24 protein-coding genes and 1 riboswitch are annotated in these 20,367 nt (G+C 51.2%); of the genes, 22 read left to right on the top strand and 2 right to left on the bottom strand.

The genetic code is table 11. From position 1 onward, the window contains the following. The first annotated feature begins 37 nt into the window (after window positions 1-37). The 4 genes from ACULM0_RS09265 to ACULM0_RS09280 all read left to right on the top strand — a co-directional run bounded on the left by ACULM0_RS09265 (window position 38) and on the right by ACULM0_RS09280 (window position 3,107). On the top strand, window positions 38-1,300 hold the full coding sequence (locus ACULM0_RS09265; protein WP_463677266.1) for an MFS transporter: 1,263 nt from the start codon (window positions 38-40) through the stop codon (window positions 1,298-1,300). A 68-nt stretch (window positions 1,301-1,368) separates the two neighbouring features. Continuing rightward, window positions 1,369-1,788, top strand: coding sequence for a hypothetical protein (locus ACULM0_RS09270; RefSeq protein ID WP_463677267.1), 420 nt, complete (start codon window positions 1,369-1,371; stop codon window positions 1,786-1,788). A gap of 13 nt (window positions 1,789-1,801) precedes the next feature. Continuing rightward, window positions 1,802-2,233, top strand: a complete 432-nt coding sequence (locus tag ACULM0_RS09275) for an Lrp/AsnC family transcriptional regulator (protein WP_463677268.1) — start codon at window positions 1,802-1,804, stop codon at window positions 2,231-2,233. 115 nt (window positions 2,234-2,348) lie between these two features. Further along, entirely contained in the window at window positions 2,349-3,107 is a 759-nt protein-coding gene (locus ACULM0_RS09280) for a SurA N-terminal domain-containing protein (RefSeq protein WP_463677269.1), read from the top strand. A gap of 66 nt (window positions 3,108-3,173) precedes the next feature. On the opposite strand, the gene ACULM0_RS09285 is transcribed toward ACULM0_RS09280, so the two are convergent. Both ACULM0_RS09285 and ACULM0_RS09290 read right to left on the bottom strand, forming a co-directional pair. Beyond that, window positions 3,174-4,256 carry an alanine racemase gene (locus ACULM0_RS09285; protein ID WP_463677270.1) on the bottom strand — a complete coding sequence of 361 codons (1,083 nt, stop codon included), beginning with the start codon at window positions 4,254-4,256 and terminating at the stop codon, window positions 3,174-3,176. Then, the gene (locus tag ACULM0_RS09290) at window positions 4,249-5,124 is read right to left on the bottom strand and encodes an acetamidase/formamidase family protein (protein ID WP_463677271.1); all 876 of its coding nucleotides are present in this window, start codon (window positions 5,122-5,124) and stop codon (window positions 4,249-4,251) included. Before ACULM0_RS09290 ends, ACULM0_RS09285 begins: the two co-directional genes overlap by 8 nt. Window positions 5,125-5,233: 109 nt before the next feature. Continuing rightward, window positions 5,234-5,335, top strand: a riboswitch (TPP riboswitch). Between the two features lie 58 nt (window positions 5,336-5,393). Here ACULM0_RS09290 and ACULM0_RS09295 point away from each other — a divergent pair. The 18 genes from ACULM0_RS09295 (at window position 5,394) to ACULM0_RS09380 (ending at window position 20,287) form a co-directional block, all read left to right on the top strand. Next, on the top strand, window positions 5,394-5,684 hold the full coding sequence (locus ACULM0_RS09295; RefSeq protein WP_463677272.1) for a thiamine-binding protein: 291 nt from the start codon (window positions 5,394-5,396) through the stop codon (window positions 5,682-5,684). Then, entirely contained in the window at window positions 5,659-6,423 is a 765-nt protein-coding gene (locus ACULM0_RS09300; RefSeq protein WP_463677273.1) for an ABC transporter permease, read from the top strand. The genes ACULM0_RS09295 and ACULM0_RS09300 overlap by 26 nt, the downstream gene beginning before the upstream one ends. 6 nt (window positions 6,424-6,429) lie before the next feature. Next, window positions 6,430-7,419: an ABC transporter substrate-binding protein gene (locus tag ACULM0_RS09305; RefSeq protein ID WP_463677274.1), complete on the top strand. Its 990-nt coding sequence runs from the start codon at window positions 6,430-6,432 to the stop codon at window positions 7,417-7,419. Then, window positions 7,400-8,188 carry an ABC transporter ATP-binding protein gene (locus ACULM0_RS09310; protein WP_463677275.1) on the top strand — a complete coding sequence of 263 codons (789 nt, stop codon included), beginning with the start codon at window positions 7,400-7,402 and terminating at the stop codon, window positions 8,186-8,188. Before ACULM0_RS09305 ends, ACULM0_RS09310 begins: the two co-directional genes overlap by 20 nt. Then, window positions 8,175-8,846: a class I SAM-dependent methyltransferase gene (locus ACULM0_RS09315; protein WP_463677276.1), complete on the top strand. Its 672-nt coding sequence runs from the start codon at window positions 8,175-8,177 to the stop codon at window positions 8,844-8,846. Before ACULM0_RS09310 ends, ACULM0_RS09315 begins: the two co-directional genes overlap by 14 nt. Then, entirely contained in the window at window positions 8,816-9,082 is a 267-nt protein-coding gene (locus tag ACULM0_RS09320; RefSeq protein WP_463677277.1) for a YkoF family thiamine/hydroxymethylpyrimidine-binding protein, read from the top strand. The genes ACULM0_RS09315 and ACULM0_RS09320 overlap by 31 nt, the downstream gene beginning before the upstream one ends. Window positions 9,083-9,188: 106 nt before the next feature. Next, window positions 9,189-10,370 carry a sensor histidine kinase gene (locus ACULM0_RS09325; protein WP_463677278.1) on the top strand — a complete coding sequence of 394 codons (1,182 nt, stop codon included), beginning with the start codon at window positions 9,189-9,191 and terminating at the stop codon, window positions 10,368-10,370. Further along, complete coding sequence (locus ACULM0_RS09330) at window positions 10,351-11,010, top strand: response regulator (protein ID WP_463677279.1); 660 nt, start codon at window positions 10,351-10,353, stop codon at window positions 11,008-11,010. Before ACULM0_RS09325 ends, ACULM0_RS09330 begins: the two co-directional genes overlap by 20 nt. 149 nt (window positions 11,011-11,159) lie before the next feature. Continuing rightward, window positions 11,160-11,354 (top strand): Flp family type IVb pilin, encoded by a 195-nt coding sequence (locus tag ACULM0_RS09335; RefSeq protein WP_463677280.1) that lies wholly within the window; start codon window positions 11,160-11,162, stop codon window positions 11,352-11,354. A gap of 229 nt (window positions 11,355-11,583) precedes the next feature. Further along, entirely contained in the window at window positions 11,584-12,021 is a 438-nt protein-coding gene (locus ACULM0_RS09340) for a TadE/TadG family type IV pilus assembly protein (protein ID WP_463677281.1), read from the top strand. A 6-nt stretch (window positions 12,022-12,027) separates the two neighbouring features. Then, window positions 12,028-13,005, top strand: a complete 978-nt coding sequence (locus ACULM0_RS09345; RefSeq protein WP_463677282.1) for a TadE/TadG family type IV pilus assembly protein — start codon at window positions 12,028-12,030, stop codon at window positions 13,003-13,005. A 13-nt stretch (window positions 13,006-13,018) separates the two neighbouring features. Beyond that, window positions 13,019-14,074: a Flp pilus assembly protein CpaB gene (gene cpaB, locus ACULM0_RS09350; RefSeq protein ID WP_463677283.1), complete on the top strand. Its 1,056-nt coding sequence runs from the start codon at window positions 13,019-13,021 to the stop codon at window positions 14,072-14,074. Beyond that, window positions 14,064-15,200, top strand: coding sequence for an AAA family ATPase (locus ACULM0_RS09355; RefSeq protein ID WP_463677284.1), 1,137 nt, complete (start codon window positions 14,064-14,066; stop codon window positions 15,198-15,200). The genes cpaB and ACULM0_RS09355 overlap by 11 nt, the downstream gene beginning before the upstream one ends. A 23-nt stretch (window positions 15,201-15,223) precedes the next feature. Beyond that, window positions 15,224-16,549, top strand: coding sequence for a CpaF family protein (locus ACULM0_RS09360; protein ID WP_463677285.1), 1,326 nt, complete (start codon window positions 15,224-15,226; stop codon window positions 16,547-16,549). A 15-nt stretch (window positions 16,550-16,564) separates the two neighbouring features. Next, window positions 16,565-17,527, top strand: a complete 963-nt coding sequence (locus ACULM0_RS09365; RefSeq protein WP_463677286.1) for a type II secretion system F family protein — start codon at window positions 16,565-16,567, stop codon at window positions 17,525-17,527. Window positions 17,528-17,536: 9 nt separating this feature from the next. Next, window positions 17,537-18,451, top strand: a complete 915-nt coding sequence (locus ACULM0_RS09370) for a type II secretion system F family protein (RefSeq protein ID WP_463677287.1) — start codon at window positions 17,537-17,539, stop codon at window positions 18,449-18,451. After that, on the top strand, window positions 18,451-18,795 hold the full coding sequence (locus tag ACULM0_RS09375) for a DUF192 domain-containing protein (protein ID WP_463677288.1): 345 nt from the start codon (window positions 18,451-18,453) through the stop codon (window positions 18,793-18,795). Before ACULM0_RS09370 ends, ACULM0_RS09375 begins: the two co-directional genes overlap by 1 nt. 37 nt (window positions 18,796-18,832) lie before the next feature. Then, complete coding sequence (locus tag ACULM0_RS09380) at window positions 18,833-20,287, top strand: EAL domain-containing protein (RefSeq protein WP_463677289.1); 1,455 nt, start codon at window positions 18,833-18,835, stop codon at window positions 20,285-20,287. Window positions 20,288-20,367: the final 80 nt, after the last annotated feature.

Genomic DNA, 20,367 nt, shown 5'->3' on the forward strand with positions numbered 1-20,367 from the left:
ACACCACATCCTATGATGTAGACAAGAGGTGATCGACATGATGTACGATACAGTGGTACTTGAAAAACAAATGGAATCGAAGGAAAGACGGAACCTCGTGCTGTTCACGATGGGAAAGCTGGTCTCCCTGCTCGGTTCCTCCATCTATACCTTTGCCATCGGTCTTTATGTATTGACAGTAACGGGTTCAGCCGGTTCCTTTGCCACGACCCTGGTCTTCGGCATGATCCCGATGCTCCTGATCAATCCTTTCGCCGGCGTGCTGGCCGATCGGCTGGACAAGAAGAAGTTGGTCGTGGGGGCCGATGCGATCAGCGGGCTGTCCCTGGTGGGGCTTTATCTCTTCACGAGCGAGCGCCCGCTGACGCTCACCCTCGTGTACGGGAGCGTGTTTCTCCTGGCCCTGCTCAATACCTTTTTCGGCATCGCGCTGGAAGCTTCAAAACCCCAGATCGTGGCCAAAGACCGGCTCCTTTCGCTCAATGCATCCTCCAAGGTAGTGGATTCGCTTTCGACGATCGGCGGACCGATGCTCGGTGGCCTGATCTACGCTCTGGTCGACATCCGTTTCTTCCTCCTGTGCAACGGGATCTCTTTTCTGCTCTCCGCCCTATCAGAGGGTTTCATCGATTTTCATCTTTATCAGACCAGGGAAAAGATGACGGGCCCCATCGGATTTCGAAGAGAGATCCGTGAGGCCTTCGACTACCTGCGGGCACACGCCGATATGCAGTTCGTGATGTGGATTTTCTTGGCGATCAATTTCATATTGGGCTTCGCCGTCATGGTACCGCTACCCTATATCGTGAACGAGGTCTTTCGTCTGGAGTCCACGGCCTACGGGATCATCCAATCGGCCAGTTCGGTGGGCTTGATTTTGGGGGCGCTGGTCGTCGGGCGAATCACCAAGCACATGAGCTACAGCCGCCTGCTCCTTATGGTGAACACCCTGCTGGGGGTCTGTATCCTGGCAATGGCACTGCCGCTCGGATGGGCGGTTCCGATGGACCTGACCGTCTACTTGACCCTCGTGATGGGGCTGCTCGGGGTGGCGATCTCGCTTTTGGATATTCCCATCATGGCCATCATGCAGACCCGTGTGCCGGAAGCCATGCTCGGACGCGTGATGAGCCTGGTGATGACCCTGGTCAAGATAATCGCTCCCTTGGGCTTACTGCTCTCGGGTTGGGCGATTCAATACATCCCCACTTTTTGGATGCTGACGCTCTCGGGTATGGTCATGGTGGCACTGACCCTCTTGTACCGAAAGCTCATGACCCGAATCGATATGACGCTCTAGAAAGACCCTTCGCGGTCTTTCTTTGTTTTGTGGTAGAATAGACTTAATGAATAGGGAGGGGGAAGACCGTGCGCTGGGTATCGATGTTTTTCGTGGTGATTGTGACGGTGTTCTACCATATCTCTCAGAAGGCCATCGACACGGTGGTTCACCCTGCTGTCTCCCTGGTGGTGACCTATACGGTTTCCCTGGTGCTCTCGCTTTTGATCTTGTTGATCTGGCCACCGGAAGGAACCATCGTCGGTGAGCTGGGACGCGTGAACCGGTGGTCCGTCTTGCTGGGTGTGGCTATCGTGGGCATTGAGATCGGGTTCCTTTTGATCTACAGGAGCAGCTGGCCCATCGGGACGGCTTCCCTCGTGGCCAACGGACTGGTCGCTGCAGTGCTCTTTGCGGTGGGGGTCCTGGTCTTTGCGGAGCCCATGGGAACAAGACAGCTGATCGGACTGGTCTTTGCATTGATCGGTCTGGTGCTTTTGAACGGTTGAGGAGGAAATACAATTGGATCAGATCGATCGACAACTACTGGAACTTCTAAAGCAAAATAGCCGGCGCTCGATCTCCGATATGAGTCGTGCGGTGGATCTATCGATCCCGGCGGTTCGCGACCGGGTAAAACGCCTAGAGGAGCAGGGCGTCATCGCCAAGTACACCCTCCGGGTGGACCGGGGGATGACGGACCAGGGACTGCTCACCTATGTGGGCATCAACGTGGAACACAGCATGGATCTACCCTCTTTCAAGGCTTTTGTCCTGGGCGATGACCGGATCCTGTCCTGCCATCACATTTCGGGGGAGTTCGACTACTTCATGAAGGTGGCCTTGAAGGATACGGATTCCTTGGAGGACTTCATCATGAAGGACTTGAAGTGCTTCGAAGGCGTGAAGGAAATCAAGACCATGGTGGCTTTTTCCACGATCAAAGAAGAATGAATAGGGGCCGTTCATAGAACGGCCATTTTTTCGTCACACGCACGTTATTGTCATTTGGTAGACTTCGTGATACGGTTAGTAGAGTTGAAACGTAGAAGAAAAGGAGCGACTGAAAATGAAGCAGATGAAGAAATATGGATTACTCACGCTCATGGTGGCGGTAGCCATCACCGGAGCCGCTTGTTCACAAGAATCGGAAACCCCAGCGCCGGAGGCCGCTCAAGAAGAGATGGCTGTCGATGCGGTGGCAACGGTGAACGGTGAGCCGATCACACAGGAGCGATTCGATAGGCAGCTCGATCAGTTCCGCGCCATGTACGAGCAGCAGGGTCTCGACCTCGATGCAGAGGAGAACGCCGAGATGCTGACGCAGATCGAGAACAGCGCACTGAACCAGCTGGTGCAGGAAGAGGTGCTCCTCCAGGCCGCAGAAGAAGCCGGTGTGGAGACTTCTACAGAAGAAGTCGCCGCTGAGATCGAACTGATGAAGACGCAGTTTGGTTCTGAGGAAGAGTTCAACACCATCTTAGAGGACATCGGCATGACGCTCGAAGACCTCGACCAGATGGTGAAGATCCAGATGACCATCGATCGCTATCTTGCCGAAGCGGTGGAAGCCATCGAAGTAACGGATGAAAGAGTTCAGGAGAGCTACGACGAGTACGTGGCCTATATGGGTGCACAAGAAGTACCCGAGGGTGAAGAAGCCCAGGAAATCCCGGAGTTTGAAGAGATCAAGGAAGCCCTGAGGGATCAGATCGCCAGCCAAGAGCAGGAGACGGCGATCGGCGAGCACATCAGCAACCTCATGGAAGAGAGTACGATCGAGATCGACCAAGAAGAAGTGTCGGAAAGCGAAACAACAGAAGAATAATCGATCCAAGTAGAAGCGGCCCCCCGCCCCTTCCCCTACAAGGGAAAGGCGGGAGGCCGCATTTTATTATTCGTAGGTTTTCTTTACGTCGCTGGCGATACTGGCGAAAAGCATGGCCTGGTAGTAGGGGTAGAAGGAAAGGGTGTCGCCCACACGAAGGATTTTCTCCGACTTGGTGACATCCAGGATGAGATGGTCGCTGGAGCTGCCCACGACCGTCACGCCTGCCATGGTGGGGATCAGTTTCTCGTGGTCGCCCATGTCCTGTTTACCGAGGGCGACCAGTGCCCGCTTGCACACGCCGATATCCTCGTAGGTGGGGCGGTTACCGAAGGCATCGATGGTGATTTCGCCCACGGGATAGCTGGGTTTGTCCTTGATCTCGATGATCTGGGCGGTGATGCGCATGGTGGTGTTGATCAGGTCGTCTTGGTCGTAGCCCCAGAAATCCGTGAGATCTCTCGCGAGCAGAATCCCCTCTCCTATACGCAGGTGGTTGATCCGCGGGGGCATCTCATCGTCGTAGAGGAGCGTCAGGGAGCTGGTGGCGCCACCGCTGATGATCTCAAGAGAGCGGTGGATGATCTCGGTCTCGATGGACTCGGCGAGATCCACGAGACGGCCCAGGTTCTCCTTGGTAGGGCGGATGGATCCGTAGCAGCCGAGGTTCGTCCCGATGCCCACGAGCTCCAGGTACTTGTTCTCTTCCACGAAGGAAGCGGCTTCAAAGAGTGCCTCTGGTTCGAAGAAGCCCTCCCGTAAATCCCCGAGGTCCATCATGAGGATCACGCCGTGGTGCTTTTCCTTTTTTTCACAGAGCTTTGCCAGTGCTTTGAGCGTCTTCAGGTCGGATTGCAGGCTGCGGTCCGCGCCGGTGAGCACATCTTCCAATTCGTCCAGCATGGGGATGCGAAGGAGGAGGGTGCGGGTATCCCATTCTTTCCTGTAGGCCTTCAAGTGGTCGATACGAGAACTGGCCAGTTCGGAGGCCCCCATCTTACGAAAAATGCCTGCGATCTCAAGATCGCCTGCCACGCCCTTGGTCACACCGGCCACCTGGATACCGACCTTTTCGCATCTTGCAATGACCTGTTTGGCATTGTGCTCGATCTTCCTGAGGTTATAGATCATCTGTGGATAATTAGCCACGGTGCGTCTCTCCTTTTTCAAATAAATCCTTGGGTATTTCGAATCGCGCGGTGATCTGGGGATCCACTACCTGGCAGATCCGGAGGTCGCCACCCAGGGACATCAGGGTGGCGGCGGTGTTCTTCTCGAGGCCCCTGTGTTCGGTCAGATAGGTGAACATGGCAAGGCTGGCCGCTTCGAGCGCCGCATCCGTTGTTTTTCGCGAAGCGATGGTTGCAAAGCGGTCTTTTGTCTCGACAAAAGGTGTGGGTAGGGCGCTGTCCTGAAGAACCTCTACGGAAAGGGTGATCCTCCCGGGGATCTCCAGGCCGCTGACGCAGACCTCGCCATCCCCCATGGCCGCGTGGAGGTCGCCCACGGACAAAAGGCCGCCGTCCACCTGGGCGCGGAGGGTTACGAGGCTCCCCTCGGTGATCAGTTTGCAGTCCATGTTGCCGCCGTGCTCGTGGGGGGTGTAATTGTCCACGGCCTCGACGGGCGCCACGCCGATGATCCCGATCATGGGATCGACGGGAACGGAGAGGCCCTCGGCGATCTGGATGCGACCGCCTTTGATCTCAAAGCGGCTGACCTTTCCCTCGTCGAGCAGCGGGGCCAAATACCCGAAGGTATCGTCGGTGGCAGCGTAACCGTCCTCTTCAATCTCGATGCGGTGGATGGTGATCCGGAGCAGGTCACCCGCCCGGGCGCCCTCGATGCCCAGGGGGCCGCTAGCGGGATTTTTCTGTTTCGGCAGGTCCTCTCGGTAACCGTTCCCCCAGCAGTCGTAGGTCTCGAACTGGACCCTTTCGCCCGGTGCGGCCCAGAGAACGGCTTCTTGCGTTCCCACCATTTCCTCGTGACATTGTTCTTTTCGAATTGTTTGCATGATCTCCCTCCTCATGCACCCATTATAACAAAATTTTCTCATTCTTTGGGGTGCTCGATTTGCGCCCTTGTCAAAAGGGAGGATCTGGCATACAATGGTCCTGAAAGTAGATAAGGAAAAGGGGAGCTGGCGTACCGGCTGAGAGGAAACGAAAGTTTCGACCCTCGAACCTGATCTGGGTAATGCCAGCGTAGGGACCAAAAGTCGAGAGACAACACGTCGCTATCCTGGTGACGTGTTTTGTTGTTTTTGAAAAGGAGGGTTTTCTCTTGAAAGATATCGTGAACTTAAGCCTGCAGATTTTACCCCGCGTACCGGACGACCAACTCTACGGTGTGGTGGACCAAGTGATCGCCTTGATCCAGGCCTCGGGTTTTCCCTATGAAGTGGGCCCCATGGAGACCACGGTGGAGGGCCCGCTGGACGAGGTGCTCGAGCTGGTGAAAGAGGCACAGGTGATTTGTACGGAAGCCGGTGCCAGCCGGGTGCTGTCGGTGATCAAGATCGATTACCGGCCGGGAGGTGTGACGATGCATGAAAAGATCGGCAAGTATCGATAACCACCTGGCGCCGGCGTCGGTCTTCCTGGGACTCTTGGTCCTCTGGGAGCTGGCGACTCGCCTGGGGGGCGTGCCCGCCTACATTCTACCGGCACCCACGAACATCCTGCGGACCCTCGTGACGGACGCCCCCCGCTTGATTCCCCATGCGATCACCACGCTACAGGAAGCCCTACTCGGTTTCGGCCTGGCGGTACTTTTCGCGCTGATCCTGTCGATCCTGATGGACCGACTGCCCCTGGTGAAGAAGGCGCTCTATCCGCTTTTGGTGTTATCCCAGACAGTACCGATCATCGCACTGGCGCCGCTTTTCGTCCTGTGGTTTGGCTTCGGGATGCTACCGAAGGTCATCGTGGTGATCTTGGTCTGCTTCTTCCCGGTGGCCATCAGTCTCATCGAGGGTTTCGCCTCGGTGGATACAGAGCTTGTGGATATGATGCGCTCCATGGGGGCCTCTCAGACAGCACTTTTTTATCATGTCAAGCTACCGGCGGCCGGTGTGAGTTTTTTCTCCGGCCTTCGGATTGCGGTCACCTACAGCATCATGGGCGCTGTGATCGGCGAGTGGCTCGGTGGGTCATCGGGTCTTGGCGTCTACATGATGCGTGTAAAACAGTCCTTCGACACGACGAAAGTCTTTGCCGTGATCGTCGTGATCGTGCTGCTCAGCATGGGACTTTTTAAACTAATGACGGGCATCCAAAAATGGGTGATGCCCTGGAACCAACAGAGGAGGTAAATGAAAATGAAACGAAAAACAACCACAATGGTCCTAATGACAATCCTGATCCTTTCGGTCGCCGCTTGTGCGCCGGCGGTAGAAGAAGAAACGATGCAAGACGTTACGGTGCTTCTTGACTGGGTACCGAACACCAACCACACGGGTCTTTACGCTGCGCTAGAAGAAGGCTACTTTGCCGAGGAGGGGCTCAACGTGGAGATCATCCAGCCCTCTGAAGGCGGTAGCGCCGATCTGATCGCAGCGGGACAGGCTGATTTTGGAATCAGTTACCAAGAGCAGGTGACCTACGCACGGACGGGTGAGGCAGACCTGCCCATCGTGGCTATCGCGGCTGTGATCCAGCACAACACGTCGGGTTTTGCCTCGCCGGCGGACAAGGGGATCGAGACCCCTGCGGATTTCGAAGGTAAGAAGTACGGCGGGTGGGGCTCGCCGGTGGAAGAGGCCATGCTGCGCTCCATGATGGAGGCGGAGGGCGCTGATTTCGACGAGCTGGAGATGGTGAACATCGGGGCGATGGATTTCTTTGCCAGCGTAGCCGAACATGTGGACTTCACCTGGATTTACTACGGATGGGATGGCGTCGCGGCCGAGCAGAAGGGAATGGACCTCAATTTCATCCTGCTCCAAGATTTTGATGAAGATCTGGACTTCTACACGCCGGTGATCATTGCATCGGAAGACCTGCTCGAAAGGGATCCGGGACTGGCCGAGGCTTTTTTGAGGGCAACATCCAAGGGATACAACTTTGCAATCGAGAACCCCGAGGAGGCTGTGGGCCACCTGCTCACCCATGCGCCGGAGATCGATGCCACCATCGCGCTGGCCAGCCAGGAGTACTTGGCGGAGGAGTATGCGCGGGGTGTGGACCGCTGGGGAGAAATGGAGGCGAGCACCTGGGCGAACTACGCGGACTGGCTTTATGAGCGCGGGCTGATTGCCGAGCCCCTCGATGTGGAGGAGGCTTTCACCAATGCGTACCTCCCCGAGTAAGGGACTCTTTCTCGATGGCATCAGCTATGCCTACGAGGGGATGCCTGTGCTCGAGGACATTGACCTGTCCCTGGCGCCGGGAGAGTTCGCGGCGATCATCGGCCCCTCGGGCTGTGGGAAGACAACGCTCTTCAATATCATAGCGGGCCTCCTCAAACCGGATGAAGGGCGTGTGGTCATCGATGGTGAGGACCACACGAGTATCACGGGTCGGGTGAGCTACATGCACCAGAAGGATCTGCTCCTTCCCTGGAAAAAGGTGATCGACAACGTAGCCCTGCCCCATGTGCTCAAGGGACTGAGGAAAAAAGAGGCGCGCGAACGTGTGCGCCCTTATTTCGAGGTCTTCGGCCTGGAGGGCTTCGAGATGAAGTATCCTTACCAGCTCTCCGGTGGGATGCGTCAGCGGGTGGCCCTCATGCGTACCTATATGTTCTCGGAGGATTTGATTTTGCTCGATGAGCCCTTCGGCGGCCTGGATGCAATCACCAAGGAGCGCCTGCAGGATTGGTGGCTGGACGTCATCGGTCGACTGGACGCGGCTTGTCTGCTGATCACCCACGATGTGGACGAGGCCATTCACATGGCCGATCGGATCTACGTGCTGACGAACCGCCCGGCGGCCATCGGCGATGTGGTGGAGGTTTCGATCGACCGGGAGGATCCCGAGGCCTTTATGGCGCTCAGGAAACGGATCGTGGCAGAGTTGACGGGAGATCGCAAAGCCAAGCGGAAAGGGAAGGAAAGTGATGGACATGGCCCTATTTGACCAGGCGGCCGCTACCTATGACCAGTGGTACACCACGGAGGTCGGAGAGGTGGTGGAAGCGGTGGAATGGAAGTGTGCACGCGACCTGTTGAATCTCACAAAAGGGATGGAAGTGCTCGATGCCGCATGCGGCACGGGCCGATTCGCCCAGGTATTGGCGGACAGAGGGTGCCGCGTCACCGGTGTGGACCAGTCCGCGGCCATGCTGGCAAAGGCGGAGGAGCGACTCGTGGCATACGACCAGGTGACGCTCCTAAAAGAGGATCTCGAGCACTTACCCTTTCCGCAAGATCGGTTCGATCGGGTGGTGTCCATGGCGACCTTTGCTTTTCTAAAGGATCCGAAAGTTGTGCTCGAGGAACTCTTCCGCGTGACGAAACCCGGCGGTCAAATTGTCGTGGGGATCATCACCGCGGACGGAGCCTGGGGAAAACTATACCGATCGGAAGCCTTCCGAGAAGATCCGGTCTTCAGTCGTGTGACCTTTCTCAGCCCGGGAGAACTCGGGAGGATTCACGCTAGTGAGCTGGAGAAAACCGGTGGTTGTCTGTACCTAGCGCCGGGAGAGGAACCCTTCACGGCAGAGGCAGATCGTCAGTTGGATGGAAAAAGAGAGGCGGGGTTCGCGTGTCTGATGTGGCGAAAAGCGCGACCCTAGAGCTTTCTTATTATCCGCTTGGGGTAAGGGACGTCAAGGGATCGGTGGAAAGTATCCTCGAGATCCTGATGGCGTCGGGGCTATCCCACGAGACGAGCGCGATGTCCACGGTGGTTCGCGGGGAGATCGGGGACCTGCTGTCCCTGATCGAGGCGATCCACAGATCGGCCGACGAGAGGGACGAGGCCTTCACTTTGGTGATGAAACTGTCGAACAGTTGTGGTTGCAAAGAGTAAGGTGTGGGCCCTGTCCATGCTCTATGGGATTCAGCCCTGTTGTCTTGGGTATCTATGCGGTATAATGAAACCGTGAGATACTGGAGATATTGGGGGTGATCCCGTGGTGGACAGGGCTTTTGATATGCGTGAGTTTAACGACATCATCAAACAGACGATCGATGCGATCGAGATGAGTAAGAATGAGATCTATCATATTGTCGAGCATGCCCGCGTGGAATTCGAACAGACCAAAGAAAAAATTGACCGGGTGCAGGCACAGGTTGCCCGGGTGATCGAACATGTGGATACGCTGCAGCGCAAGGAGAAGGAAGCCAGGCAGCATCTCATGGTGGTGAGTCGCGATCTGACGCGTTACCAAGAGTCGGATATCAAGGATGCTTATGAGAATGCCACGGAGCTGAGGCTCCAGTTACAGCTGAAGCAAAATGAAGAGAAGCAGCTGATCAAACAACGCAGGGAGCTGGAGATGTCGCTCCGCAAGGTGGAGCGGATTCTGGAGAGTGGTCAGAAGCTGATCAACCAGGTGGGGATCGCGCTGAACTTTATCACCAGCGATTCCATCGAGCGAATGACTTCTCAGTCGACGCACGAGGACCGCGTCTACGTGGGACTCCGTGTCCTGGAGGCCCAGGAGGAAGAGCGTCGCCGGATCAGCCGAGAGATTCACGATGGGCCGGCCCAGGCCATGGCCAATATCGTGTTCAAGGCAGAGATCACCAAGGCGGTGTTCAAGCGCGATGCAAACCAGGGCTTTGCGGAGCTCGATGAGTTGAAAGAGACGGTGCGACAGACGCTCGATGAGGTGCGTAAGATCATTTACGATCTGAGACCCATGAGTTTGGATGATATCGGCCTGATGCCGACGATCCGCAAGCACCTGGATAAGTTCAAGGAAGAGACGGGAATCCAGATTGAGTTCCACGCCACGGAGATGAAAGAGGAAGTGGACACGATCATTCAGCTGGCGATTTTCCGTATCCTCCAGGAAATCATGAACAATGTGAAGAAACACTCCAAGGCGAGTCTTATGAAATTGCAGATTGCCTTCGGTTCGAAATATCTGAGCATCAAGTTAACGGACAACGGCATAGGTTTCGATTACGAAGAGACGTTGGACCGTGTGAAGCGCGAGGGGCAGAGCTACGGACTGCTGGGCCTCAAGGGACGTGTGGAGGATCTGCACGGGTCGCTGAAAGTGAATTCGGAGATGGGCAAGGGCACATCTTACTACGTGAAGATTCCGATCAGCAAGGAGGTGATGATGGATGACTTCGACACCGATTAGGGTACTGATCGCCGATGATCATGCGCTTATCCGCCAGGGCATCCGTCGGATCCTAGAGTACGAGGCGGATATCCGCGTGGTGGGTGAGGCGGAAAATGGCCGGGAGACCCTGGGCTTCATCAAGATGTTGAAACCGGATCTTTTGATCATGGACATCAACATGCCGCAGCTCACGGGTTTTCAGGTCTTGGAGAAGCTCCACGAGATGGATATGGATCAAAAGACCATCTTGCTGACGGTGAACGATGACAGCACATCGCTACATATGGCGCTGGACACAGGGGCAGATGCCTATGTCTTGAAAGACTCAAACCCAGAGGACTTGATCGCGGCCCTTCATGAAGTGATGAAGGGTGAGAACTATATCGATAAGCGCCTGGTGAAATTGCTGGTGAACGGTTACAAAACCAGAAATCATGAGGGCGCTTCGAAAATCGAGGAACTCACGGACAGAGAAGCTGAGGTGCTTTCCTGTATCTCCAGAGGTCTCACCAACAAGGAGATCGCCGATAAGCTTTTCATCACGGAGAAGACCGTTAAGAACCACACGACGCATATTTACCGCAAACTAGAGGTCACGGACCGTGTGAAGGCGGCTCTTTACGCCATCGACAACATCGATCTGCTCCCAGACATCTAGCATAGGACTATAGTCCCAAAATAGATAAGAAGAAGGACCCAATAAAATGAGGACTTTCTTCTTTTTTACATTTCGTTAACAAAGACTATACTTGGGTATATAGTTAATGGCCTATTAAGAATCTATCAATTGAACGGGAGGAATGAATCATGTTAGCATTATGGAATTATCTAAACAACCTCAAGTACATCCTGACGCACGACGAAGAAGGACAGGGCATGGTGGAGTACGCGTTGATTATTGTGTTGATTGCAATTGTAGTCATTGTTGCATTAACTGCTTTGGGTGGAGGAATTGGAAACGTATTTGAAAGAATTACCAATCAAGTTGAATCGGGATCGTAAGCAAACAACTAGATGGACTTTCTGTGCTAGAATATCGACTATCACTTGTTGGGGTAATCAAGGCCAGTCGCTGATAGAATACTCGTTGATTATTATGTTGATTGCCATTGCAATATTTGGTGCGATTCAATTCTTTGGTGAAGGCTTAGCGAGTTATTATGAGTTTATTGTCAATAGATTTCCGGCAAGTCCCTAGAGAAGTCGGCTTTAGAGGAAGATCTAAGAGACCTTGCGCGATACGGGTGAGGTCTTTTTTCTTACAGAAATGGTGATGTATATGAGACGATTGGACAATCGAAAGGGTCAGACGTTGGTGGAATTTGCATTAGTATTACCAATTTTGTTGCTTCTCTTATTAGGAATTTTTGAATTCGGGAGGATCTTTAATGCAACGCTTGTATTAGAGCACGCGGCGAGAGATGCGGCCAGGGTAGGCGCTGTGAGGCATACAGATGCTGAGATTGAAGCGGTGATCAATTCGAGGACGAGTACGTTGAACCCTTCTCATCTCACTTCATCGATTTCGCCTGTTGAAGCAGATCGAGATCAAGGAGAAACATTGACCGTGACTTTGAGTTACAGTATGGATTTAATTACTCCTATGATATCAGCAATTGTCGGCAACACATTAAACCTCGAAGGTGAGGCTAGTATGAGAATCGAGTGATCAATTATGAAACGATTGAGAAATGAAAATGGAGCGGTAACAGTACTGATTGCCCTTGGAATAGTAGCTATGCTTGGTATGACAGCGCTAGTGGTAGATTATGGACGAATCGCACGTGAGGATCAAAAGCTCACAAAAGCCATTGATGCGGCAGTACTTGCGGGGGTCCAGGAGTTGCCAGATGCTCCAAATGATGCAGTCGATATCGCGGAAGACTATCTCCAACTAAATGGATTTGATACTACAGGTGTTACTTTTACCATCTCTGGAGATCATCGCGAAATCACAGGAGAAGGAACCAAGACTGTGAGTAATTTTTTTGCTCGCGTTCTGGGACATAACACATCGCAAGTCTATCATCGAGCGAAAGCAGGGATATATTCATCCTATTCGATATCTAGCGGATTGAAACCACTTTTTGTTCAAGATGAAGTTTTTTATAAAGATAGTGGATTAGATCCGGATTTTGGCACAGTATTCACGCTGAAATTTGGACCACCCAGCGGATTAAGCGGTAACTTCGGATACTTGGAGTTTGATCGTGGGGATGGACTCAATGAAGGTAAATTGCTGGCAAAAAATTTTGTCGAAGGCTCAAATGAAACATGGAGCATAGGTGATGTTGTTCCTACAGAAACAGGAAATATGGGTCTTAATTTTTCCTATGATTCCTTTTCTGATGAGAATGCACAAAAAATCATTGCAGAGTTGCAAGATGACCCCAAGTGGATTATTCCTATCATCAACGTGATAGATGGAGAATTCAATGGTGGTGAGGATGTCGTGATCATATCATTTGCAGCGTTCAATATTATTACCCTCGACGGAAAACCGATCGATGAGATTGATGTAACGAAAGTGAATAAGAACACGTTTAAAAACTTCACATTAGAGGGCGCCTTTGTTGAATCGGCTACTGCACCGGGCTCTGGAAATTCCACTACTACCGACACAGGTGTTCAAAGCATCGCATTAACAGAATAGAGGTGACCAACAGGTGAAAAATCTCGGATTATTACTACTCATTATCTCACTCGTACTAGCAGGATTACTCAGTTATTTTGTTTATCAATATATGGACCAAGAGATTCCAGAGCAAGAGGTCGTGGCAAATGTAGACTTTTTCGTAGCCAGCCGAGATCTAACTGTTGGTACGAAAATCACGGAAGAAGACGTGATCGTTAAAGAAATGCCTGCGACTTTTGATCAAGCGGACTACTTGACTCAGCGTGAAGAAATCGTCGGTAGGTACGTAGACCAAACAATCCTGTCTGGTGAAGGTTTCCACAGGGATAAAGTCCTAACGGATGCTACCAGCAGGGTTGTTGGGTTGCTCAATCCCACAGAGCGTGCAGTGTCTATGCGGATCAATGAGACCGTTGGCGTATCCAATTTGATCAAACCCGGAGACTTCATTGATTTATTTGTCTACCTACCCGAGTTGCGTGAAGGAGCTGATGGTGGAGAGGGCGACGAGGTCGTCCGTCCGGAACTAACAAAGCTCGTCCTACAGAATATCCGCGTGCTGGCCATCGGTCGCCAGGTAAGTCGGACGTATGAACCGGCACCGGATTCTCCAGATAGCTACAACATCACTTTGGCGGCAACTGCCCCTGAAATTGAGAAACTGTTTCTAATCGAACAGATTGGAACGATCAAATTAGCCTTGCGTCCAATTGGTGACGATGATCGTCTGATCACCGAAGGTGCTGTATGGCAGGATATCCTGGCGAATGAAAGCACTTATATTCGCGATCTCTTCCCAGAATATGACGTGATCAGTGAAGGTAGCATCGTAGAAGATGCAGACGTCTTGGCACCAGCAGATCAGGCTGTCGACACTTATGTACTATACAAAGTGAAATACGGAGACACTTTGATTGAGTTGGCCGAAAGATTCTATGAAGATGGTGATCAGTATCCATTGATCAAAGAAGCCAACAATATCGGAGACAATAACATCATCGTGACGGGAGAAATTCTCTATATCCCGAGACTACCATCGCAGAACACACCACCACCGGCGGGGGAGGGAGAGACAGATGACAATTAAACTGATGATCGCCGATGATCGCGAGGAAACCAGAGCCTCGGTGAAACGCATTGTGGAGTTAGAACCATCCTTCGAAGTGGTAGCGGAAGCTGCCGATGGTGCAGAAGTCTTAAAAAAACTTGAAACCATCCGCCCGGACGTTGTGCTCATGGATATCAATATGCCCGTGCTCAATGGTCTCGAGGCGACCGAGTATATTTACGAACATTACCCTGAGGTTTCCGTCATCATCATGAGTGTGCAGAGTGAGACGGAATACCTCAGAAAAGCGATGACCTCAGGGGCGAAATCCTATATTATCAAACCCTTCAGTCCGGAGGATTTGATTCAATCCGTACGAGATACCATATCCCTTGAGTCCAAAAGGAAAGAAAACCTGAATGTCGTCGTTGAAAAGGAAGAAAAATTTGCAGAAGTGATCTCCTTCTTCAGCACCAAGGGCGGTGTGGGCAAGACGGTTCTCGCGACCAACCTGGCAGTGATGCTTTCAAAGAAGAAGAAAGTCCTATTGATTGATGCAGACCTTCTTTTTGGGGACATCGGGATTCTCTTGGATATCCGACCGTTGAAAACAATCATCGATCTGATTGAAGATCACGTCTATGAGGATTTCAACGCCTATCATGATTATCTCCAGGAAACACAAGAGGGTTTTGATGTGCTTCTTGCCCCGAGAAAACCCGAGGAAGCGGAGTTCGTATCTGCCAAGGCATTAGCTTCGATTATCAAAACCACTCGTCAGCACTACGATACAATTATCATCGATCTGGGGACGAACTACTCCGAACCAACATTGACAGCTTTGGATTTATCTTCGCAGATTTACATGATTTCGACGTACGATTTGTTATCCATCAAGAACACGATGGTTGGCCTCGACGTCATGAAGTCTCTCAGCTACGATGTGGACAAACTGAAGCTCGTGCTGAATAAACGGGACAAGCGGAACCGCATCTCTGAGGCGGACATCAAGAAGATACTCAAGTACCCCATAACGGCAGCTTTGCCTCTAGAAAAGAAACTATTGGAGGACGCCGTACAACTCGGTGAACCCGTGACAAAGGTGGGTAAAGTACTCCCCACTCGATTCGAAAAATCGCTCAAAGCATTGGCAGAAGCAATTTGACTTTATAAAGGTGGTGGCCCAATATGTCTCTGAATAACCGTATACGACAAGTGACCTCGGGTAATGATACCAAGAAAGAGGCAGCCCGAGAGGATAGTTACAATCGACTCAAGATGAAAATTCAAAATGAGGTCATCCAGAAGCTCGATATCGATTTCAAACACCTCACGGAAGATTTCCACGATCATCAAGAAGAAATCAATCGGTTAATCGTGGAGAGTTCCGAACGAGAGTCGCTCAACATGACCAATAGTCAGAAGCATCGGATCGTCGGAGAATTGATGGACGAGATCCTTGGTTTCGGTCCCATCACATCGATCCTCAATGATAAGGATGTAACCGAGGTCATGGTCAATGGGCCACACAACGTGTACTTCGAGAAGGATGGGAAGCTCATCCTCTCGGAGGCACACTTTAAGGATGACAATCACGTGGTACACGTGATCAAGAAAATTGTTTCACCCATCGGACGGCGTATTGATGAAAGTTCACCGATGGTAGATGCGCGCCTCCCCGATGGGTCGCGTGTAAACGCCATTATCCCACCGCTTGCTCTGAACGGACCGGTATTGACAATCCGAAAATTTTCGGAAGATCCCTATATGGTGGAAGATCTAATTAGTTTCAATACAATGACGCCTAAAATGGCAGAGTTCTTAAAACACTGCATTGAAGGGCGACTCAATATCATCGTTTCCGGTGGAACGTCCAGTGGTAAAACAACCACCTTGAATGTGCTGTCCTCTTTTATCCCTCATGACGAGCGTATTGTAACAATTGAGGATGCGGCGGAGCTCAAGCTCTCCCAGGAACACGTCGTACGACTCGAAACCAGGCCTTCTAACATCGAAGGCAAAGGACAGGTCTCCATCCGAGATCTCGTGAAGAACTCCCTGCGTATGCGACCCGACCGAATAGTCGTCGGTGAGGTGCGTGGCGGTGAAGCGCTGGATATGCTCCAGGCTATGAACACAGGTCACGATGGATCGATTACCACAGGCCACGCCAACTCTCCTCGGGATATGTTAGCACGCCTAGAGACCATGGTACTTATGAGTGGAATGAACCTACCGGTCAAGGCCATTCGAAGCCAAGTGGCCTCTGCTTTGAATCTGGTTGTACATCAGGCCAGGTTGCAGGATGGTTCTCGTAAAGTCACCCATATCACAGAGGTACACGGCCTTGAGAGTGATGTCATCGTTCTTCAGGATATCTTCCGCTTTAAACAAGAGGGCCTGGACGGGCGTGGTAAGGTCAAGGGACACTTTGAATATACCGGTGTTATGCCGAAGGCCGTGGAGCATTTGAAAGAGAGAGGCATCAACGTGCCGAACAGTATTTTTCAATAGAAGGGAGGTGGCGATGTGTGGCAGATTATCCTGATGATTCAAGCGGTGGGATTAGCACTCGGCCTCAGTTTCTATCTACTGTTCAAAGGTGAGCGGAAAAGTTCACCGGAGAAACGAATCAAGCGTTACTATGAGCGACAGGAACCATCGAAGAACAATCGAACCCTCAACAAGAAGGAGCGCCCTTTCAAAGCCTTCATGGGACGCGTAGGTGCGGTTGGACTATTTGATAGACTGAATAAGAAATACGCTACACTACTTAAAAAAGCAGATGTTCCACTATCGGTTGAAGAGCTTAATGCCCTACGATTCATGGGATCCACCCTCACCTTCTCACTACTAGCGGTTTTCGTACAAAACCTATGGTTAGCGATTGGAGCGTTTGTACTCGCTTGGATATTACCGATTCGATACATCAAACACCTTAAGAACAAGCGAGAAAAAGCCTTCGATGAACAGTTGGGCGATGCACTGAATCTGTTTGCTAACTCGTTGAAAGCTGGCTACAGTTACATGCAGGCGGTGGCTTCTGTGGCCAAGGAAATGCCGGATCCTCTGGGGAAGGAGTTTGCGATCCTCACCAAAGAAATGAGCTTGGGCATCGACGCCGATGAGGCGCTCGAACACATGCGTCACCGCATGGATAGTGAGGACCTTGGACTGATGATTACGGCAATCATGATCCAGCGGAAGACAGGAGGTAATCTGGCTGAGATTCTAGAGAACATTTCGGAAACTATCCGTGCAAGGTTAACAATTCAAGGAGAAATTCGGACATTGACAGCACAGGGTAAGTTATCGGGGATTATTGTTGTTTTGTTACCTTTTGCTGTTGCAATAATGATATTTTTCATGAGTCCTGATTATATGATTCTCCTGTTCACGCATCCCATTGGACGCGCTTTGGTGATAACGGCTCTAGTCAGTGAAATGATTGGTATCTATTTAATCAAGCGAATAATAGAAATAAAAGTGTAGGTGAGTCTTATGATGATACTCATTTTTTTGATTAGTTTTCTTCTTTTTGTGACGATTTTCCTAGCATTTACGCAGAAAAGTGCACGGGCAAAAAAACGTCTGAAAGATCTTGAGCATCACCGCGAGCTACGGGTGGATGATGATCGCATGAAGCAGAGCCTGCGCCAGCGCTTGATCACAGGTCCCTTTTCTAAAGCTGGAGAGCGGGTTCTTAGGTTTACGCCCGGACGTATGCAAAAAAGACTCAAGCATCGGATTGAACAGACGGGCGATTACAGCGCTCATGCGCTTAGAAACTTCATCCTGAAGCGTTCTATCTTCACAATCGCTATTCCTTTGGCAGTTTACTTTCTTCTGTTTTTTTTAGAGCTTGATTCCTTTCGAGTCCTCATGTTTACTGTGCTGATGGCCATGATCACTTATCTTGGATTTAACTTATCCCTATCCATACGGATGAAGAAACGCCTAGAGGAGCTGCAACGAGAGTTGCCGGATTCTATCGATCTGATTACGGTCAGTGTGGAAGCAGGCTTGTCCTTTGATGGCGCTTTGGCCCGTTTGGTACAATCTATGGATAATGCCTTGGCGCTTGAATTTAGCATTCTGCTCAAGGAACTTCGCATGGGTGTGCAGCGACGTGTAGCACTCAAGAACATGATCGCCCGATGTGATGTGCAGGATATCCAGGCCTTTCTTAGCTCCATCATCCAGGCGGATGAACTGGGTGTGAGCATCGGGAATATTCTAAAGATCCAAAGTCATCAAATGCGGGAGAAGCGGCGTCAGCGTGCACGAGAGAAATCAATGAAGGCACCAATCAAGATGCTTTTTCCGCTAATTTTTTTCATCTTTCCTACACTTTTTGTTGTGATTCTTGGACCGGCTTTGATCCAGATTTTCGAACAGTTTAGTAGTGGATTCTGATGAATGTCCAACGTGTTGTGCCGCTGGCTACCTTTTGGTCCCGCTTCAAGGGGTTGATGCTCAAGAAGACAATCGATCGGGAGACACTGTACATCTTAACGCCCTGTAACGGCATTCATATGTTGTTCATGCGGTTTCCGATAGATGTGGTTTATCTCGATGCCGAGGGAAAGGTGCTTCGGGTAATCGAAGGGCTCAAACCTTGGCGTTTGGGTCCTGTGATCCGAGAGGCGCGGTATGTCTTGGAGTTTCAGAATGAGGAGTGGGTAGAAGAATTTAGGATTATGGAAAAATTTCCCATAAATAATGCTATACAGGGAGACGCATCCCTGATATCATCATAGATACAAGCGTATGATGGTACCGGGAGGTGTCTCTTTTATGTTGAAAATTCAGTCGAAACAGCGCAATGAAAGACTTCTATTGTTACTAGTGATCTCATCTCTTTCTCTCCTGTTGATCTACTGGTGGTTGACCCGTGCAAAAATTGGTTTTTTGGTGCAAGGGCATCCGATGTCTCTCGGTCTTGATTGGATTCTCGGTATGGCCGTTCTCTTGCTTTCATTGGCTTGTGTGTTAGTCATTCGCTCCCGGGCCTTGCCCTCATCGCCTGTGGATGTAGGGGAGCGATCCCATACCGATCGCTTGTCCGTGCAGATTCAAAAACGCTTTGATCACAAGGCAAACCAATCGCTTCTGTACCTGAATATCCGTGGTTTCGCCCAGATCAACTTTCGATATGGGAACGACTTCGGTGATCGACTACTCGCAGGGTTCTCCGCTCTGGTGGAGGAAATTCTGTCTGGAGCAGGAGAACTGTATCATTTGAACGCAGATGAGTTCATTTTTCTCTTTCGGGAGAAACCGTTCCACGAAAGTTATGAGCTGGTGCGAGCTCACGTCGATACACTCTCGGAAGTGAACCTGAACATCGATGACGACTTCGTACATTTCCACGTGTTCTGTGGTCTCTTGCGACTGCAGGAATCAGAAGGTCAATATCCCGATGTCCTATACCAGGTGCGCGATAACTTTGATGAGATCATGAACCTTTCCCAGGACAACTTCTTTGTTTACCAGGAGCTGGAGCATCTGAATAACATCCGCGTGCGGAAGTATAAGAACAAGAGCCTAGTGGAAGAAGCCATCAGTGAAAACCGCATTATCCCGTATTTCCAACCGATCGTGGATGTGAGAACGGGCGAAGTGTCGATATACGAAGTCCTCATGAGGATTCAAGAGAACGGCAAGATCTTATCACCCTACCGCTATGTGCGCATCGCTGAAGAGTTCAACTTGATTGAGGAGATGGACTTTGCGGTCTTTCGAAAGAGCGTGGATTGCTTGGCGTTATCAGATCGAGATCTTCGATTGTCCTTCAACCTGTCGGGAAAACTGCTTACCAACGATCGGTATTTATCGCGACTCCTTGCCTACCTTGAGGAGAAAAGAGTGCCCGCCTGGCGAATCACTTTTGAAATTACAGAAACAGAACATGTGGGTGATCTGAACAATCTCGATGAAATTCTGAACAAGTACAAACGACTGGGGTTCACCTTTGCAATCGATGATTTTGGCACCGGATTCTCCTCCGTTCATTATTTGAAACATTTGCCCGTGGACTATGTGAAGATCGATGGTGCGTTTATCAGGGACCTTGATGGCAACGAGTCCAATGTGCATTTGGTTCGTTCGCTCGTGTATATGGCTCGGGCATTTCACATCAAAACCGTGGCTGAATACGTAGAGAATGAAAGGATCCTCGAGCTGGTACGCGAACTGGGGATCGATTATGCACAGGGTTATTACCTGGGACTGCCTCGAGAGCAATGGTGACTAAATTTTCCGAATGATTGTTGATTTTTTTAACCAAATGACCGACAATAGTAGATAGCTGGTTTTTTCGGCTGATTCAC

It is taken from the genome of Halotolerantifilum yawarlongkerapense (assembly GCF_054506745.1).

Bases quoted from the DNA above. Each gene is read 5' to 3' on its own strand.
- ACULM0_RS09370 (WP_463677287.1), top strand. From the start codon at position 17,537: ATGATGATACTCATTTTTTTGATTAGTTTTCTTCTTTTTGTGACGATT.
- ACULM0_RS09290 (WP_463677271.1), bottom strand. From the start codon at position 5,124: ATGCAAACAATTCGAAAAGAACAATGTCACGAGGAAATGGTGGGAACG.
- ACULM0_RS09280 (WP_463677269.1), top strand. From the start codon at position 2,349: ATGAAGCAGATGAAGAAATATGGATTACTCACGCTCATGGTGGCGGTA.
- ACULM0_RS09330 (WP_463677279.1), top strand. From the start codon at position 10,351: ATGACTTCGACACCGATTAGGGTACTGATCGCCGATGATCATGCGCTT.
- ACULM0_RS09310 (WP_463677275.1), top strand. From the start codon at position 7,400: ATGCGTACCTCCCCGAGTAAGGGACTCTTTCTCGATGGCATCAGCTAT.
- ACULM0_RS09265 (WP_463677266.1), top strand. From the start codon at position 38: ATGATGTACGATACAGTGGTACTTGAAAAACAAATGGAATCGAAGGAA.
- ACULM0_RS09355 (WP_463677284.1), top strand. From the start codon at position 14,064: ATGACAATTAAACTGATGATCGCCGATGATCGCGAGGAAACCAGAGCC.
- ACULM0_RS09315 (WP_463677276.1), top strand. From the start codon at position 8,175: ATGGCCCTATTTGACCAGGCGGCCGCTACCTATGACCAGTGGTACACC.
- ACULM0_RS09360 (WP_463677285.1), top strand. From the start codon at position 15,224: ATGTCTCTGAATAACCGTATACGACAAGTGACCTCGGGTAATGATACC.
- ACULM0_RS09335 (WP_463677280.1), top strand. From the start codon at position 11,160: ATGTTAGCATTATGGAATTATCTAAACAACCTCAAGTACATCCTGACG.
- ACULM0_RS09300 (WP_463677273.1), top strand. From the start codon at position 5,659: ATGAAAAGATCGGCAAGTATCGATAACCACCTGGCGCCGGCGTCGGTC.
- ACULM0_RS09375 (WP_463677288.1), top strand. From the start codon at position 18,451: ATGAATGTCCAACGTGTTGTGCCGCTGGCTACCTTTTGGTCCCGCTTC.
- ACULM0_RS09345 (WP_463677282.1), top strand. From the start codon at position 12,028: ATGAAACGATTGAGAAATGAAAATGGAGCGGTAACAGTACTGATTGCC.
- ACULM0_RS09305 (WP_463677274.1), top strand. From the start codon at position 6,430: ATGAAACGAAAAACAACCACAATGGTCCTAATGACAATCCTGATCCTT.
- ACULM0_RS09380 (WP_463677289.1), top strand. From the start codon at position 18,833: ATGTTGAAAATTCAGTCGAAACAGCGCAATGAAAGACTTCTATTGTTA.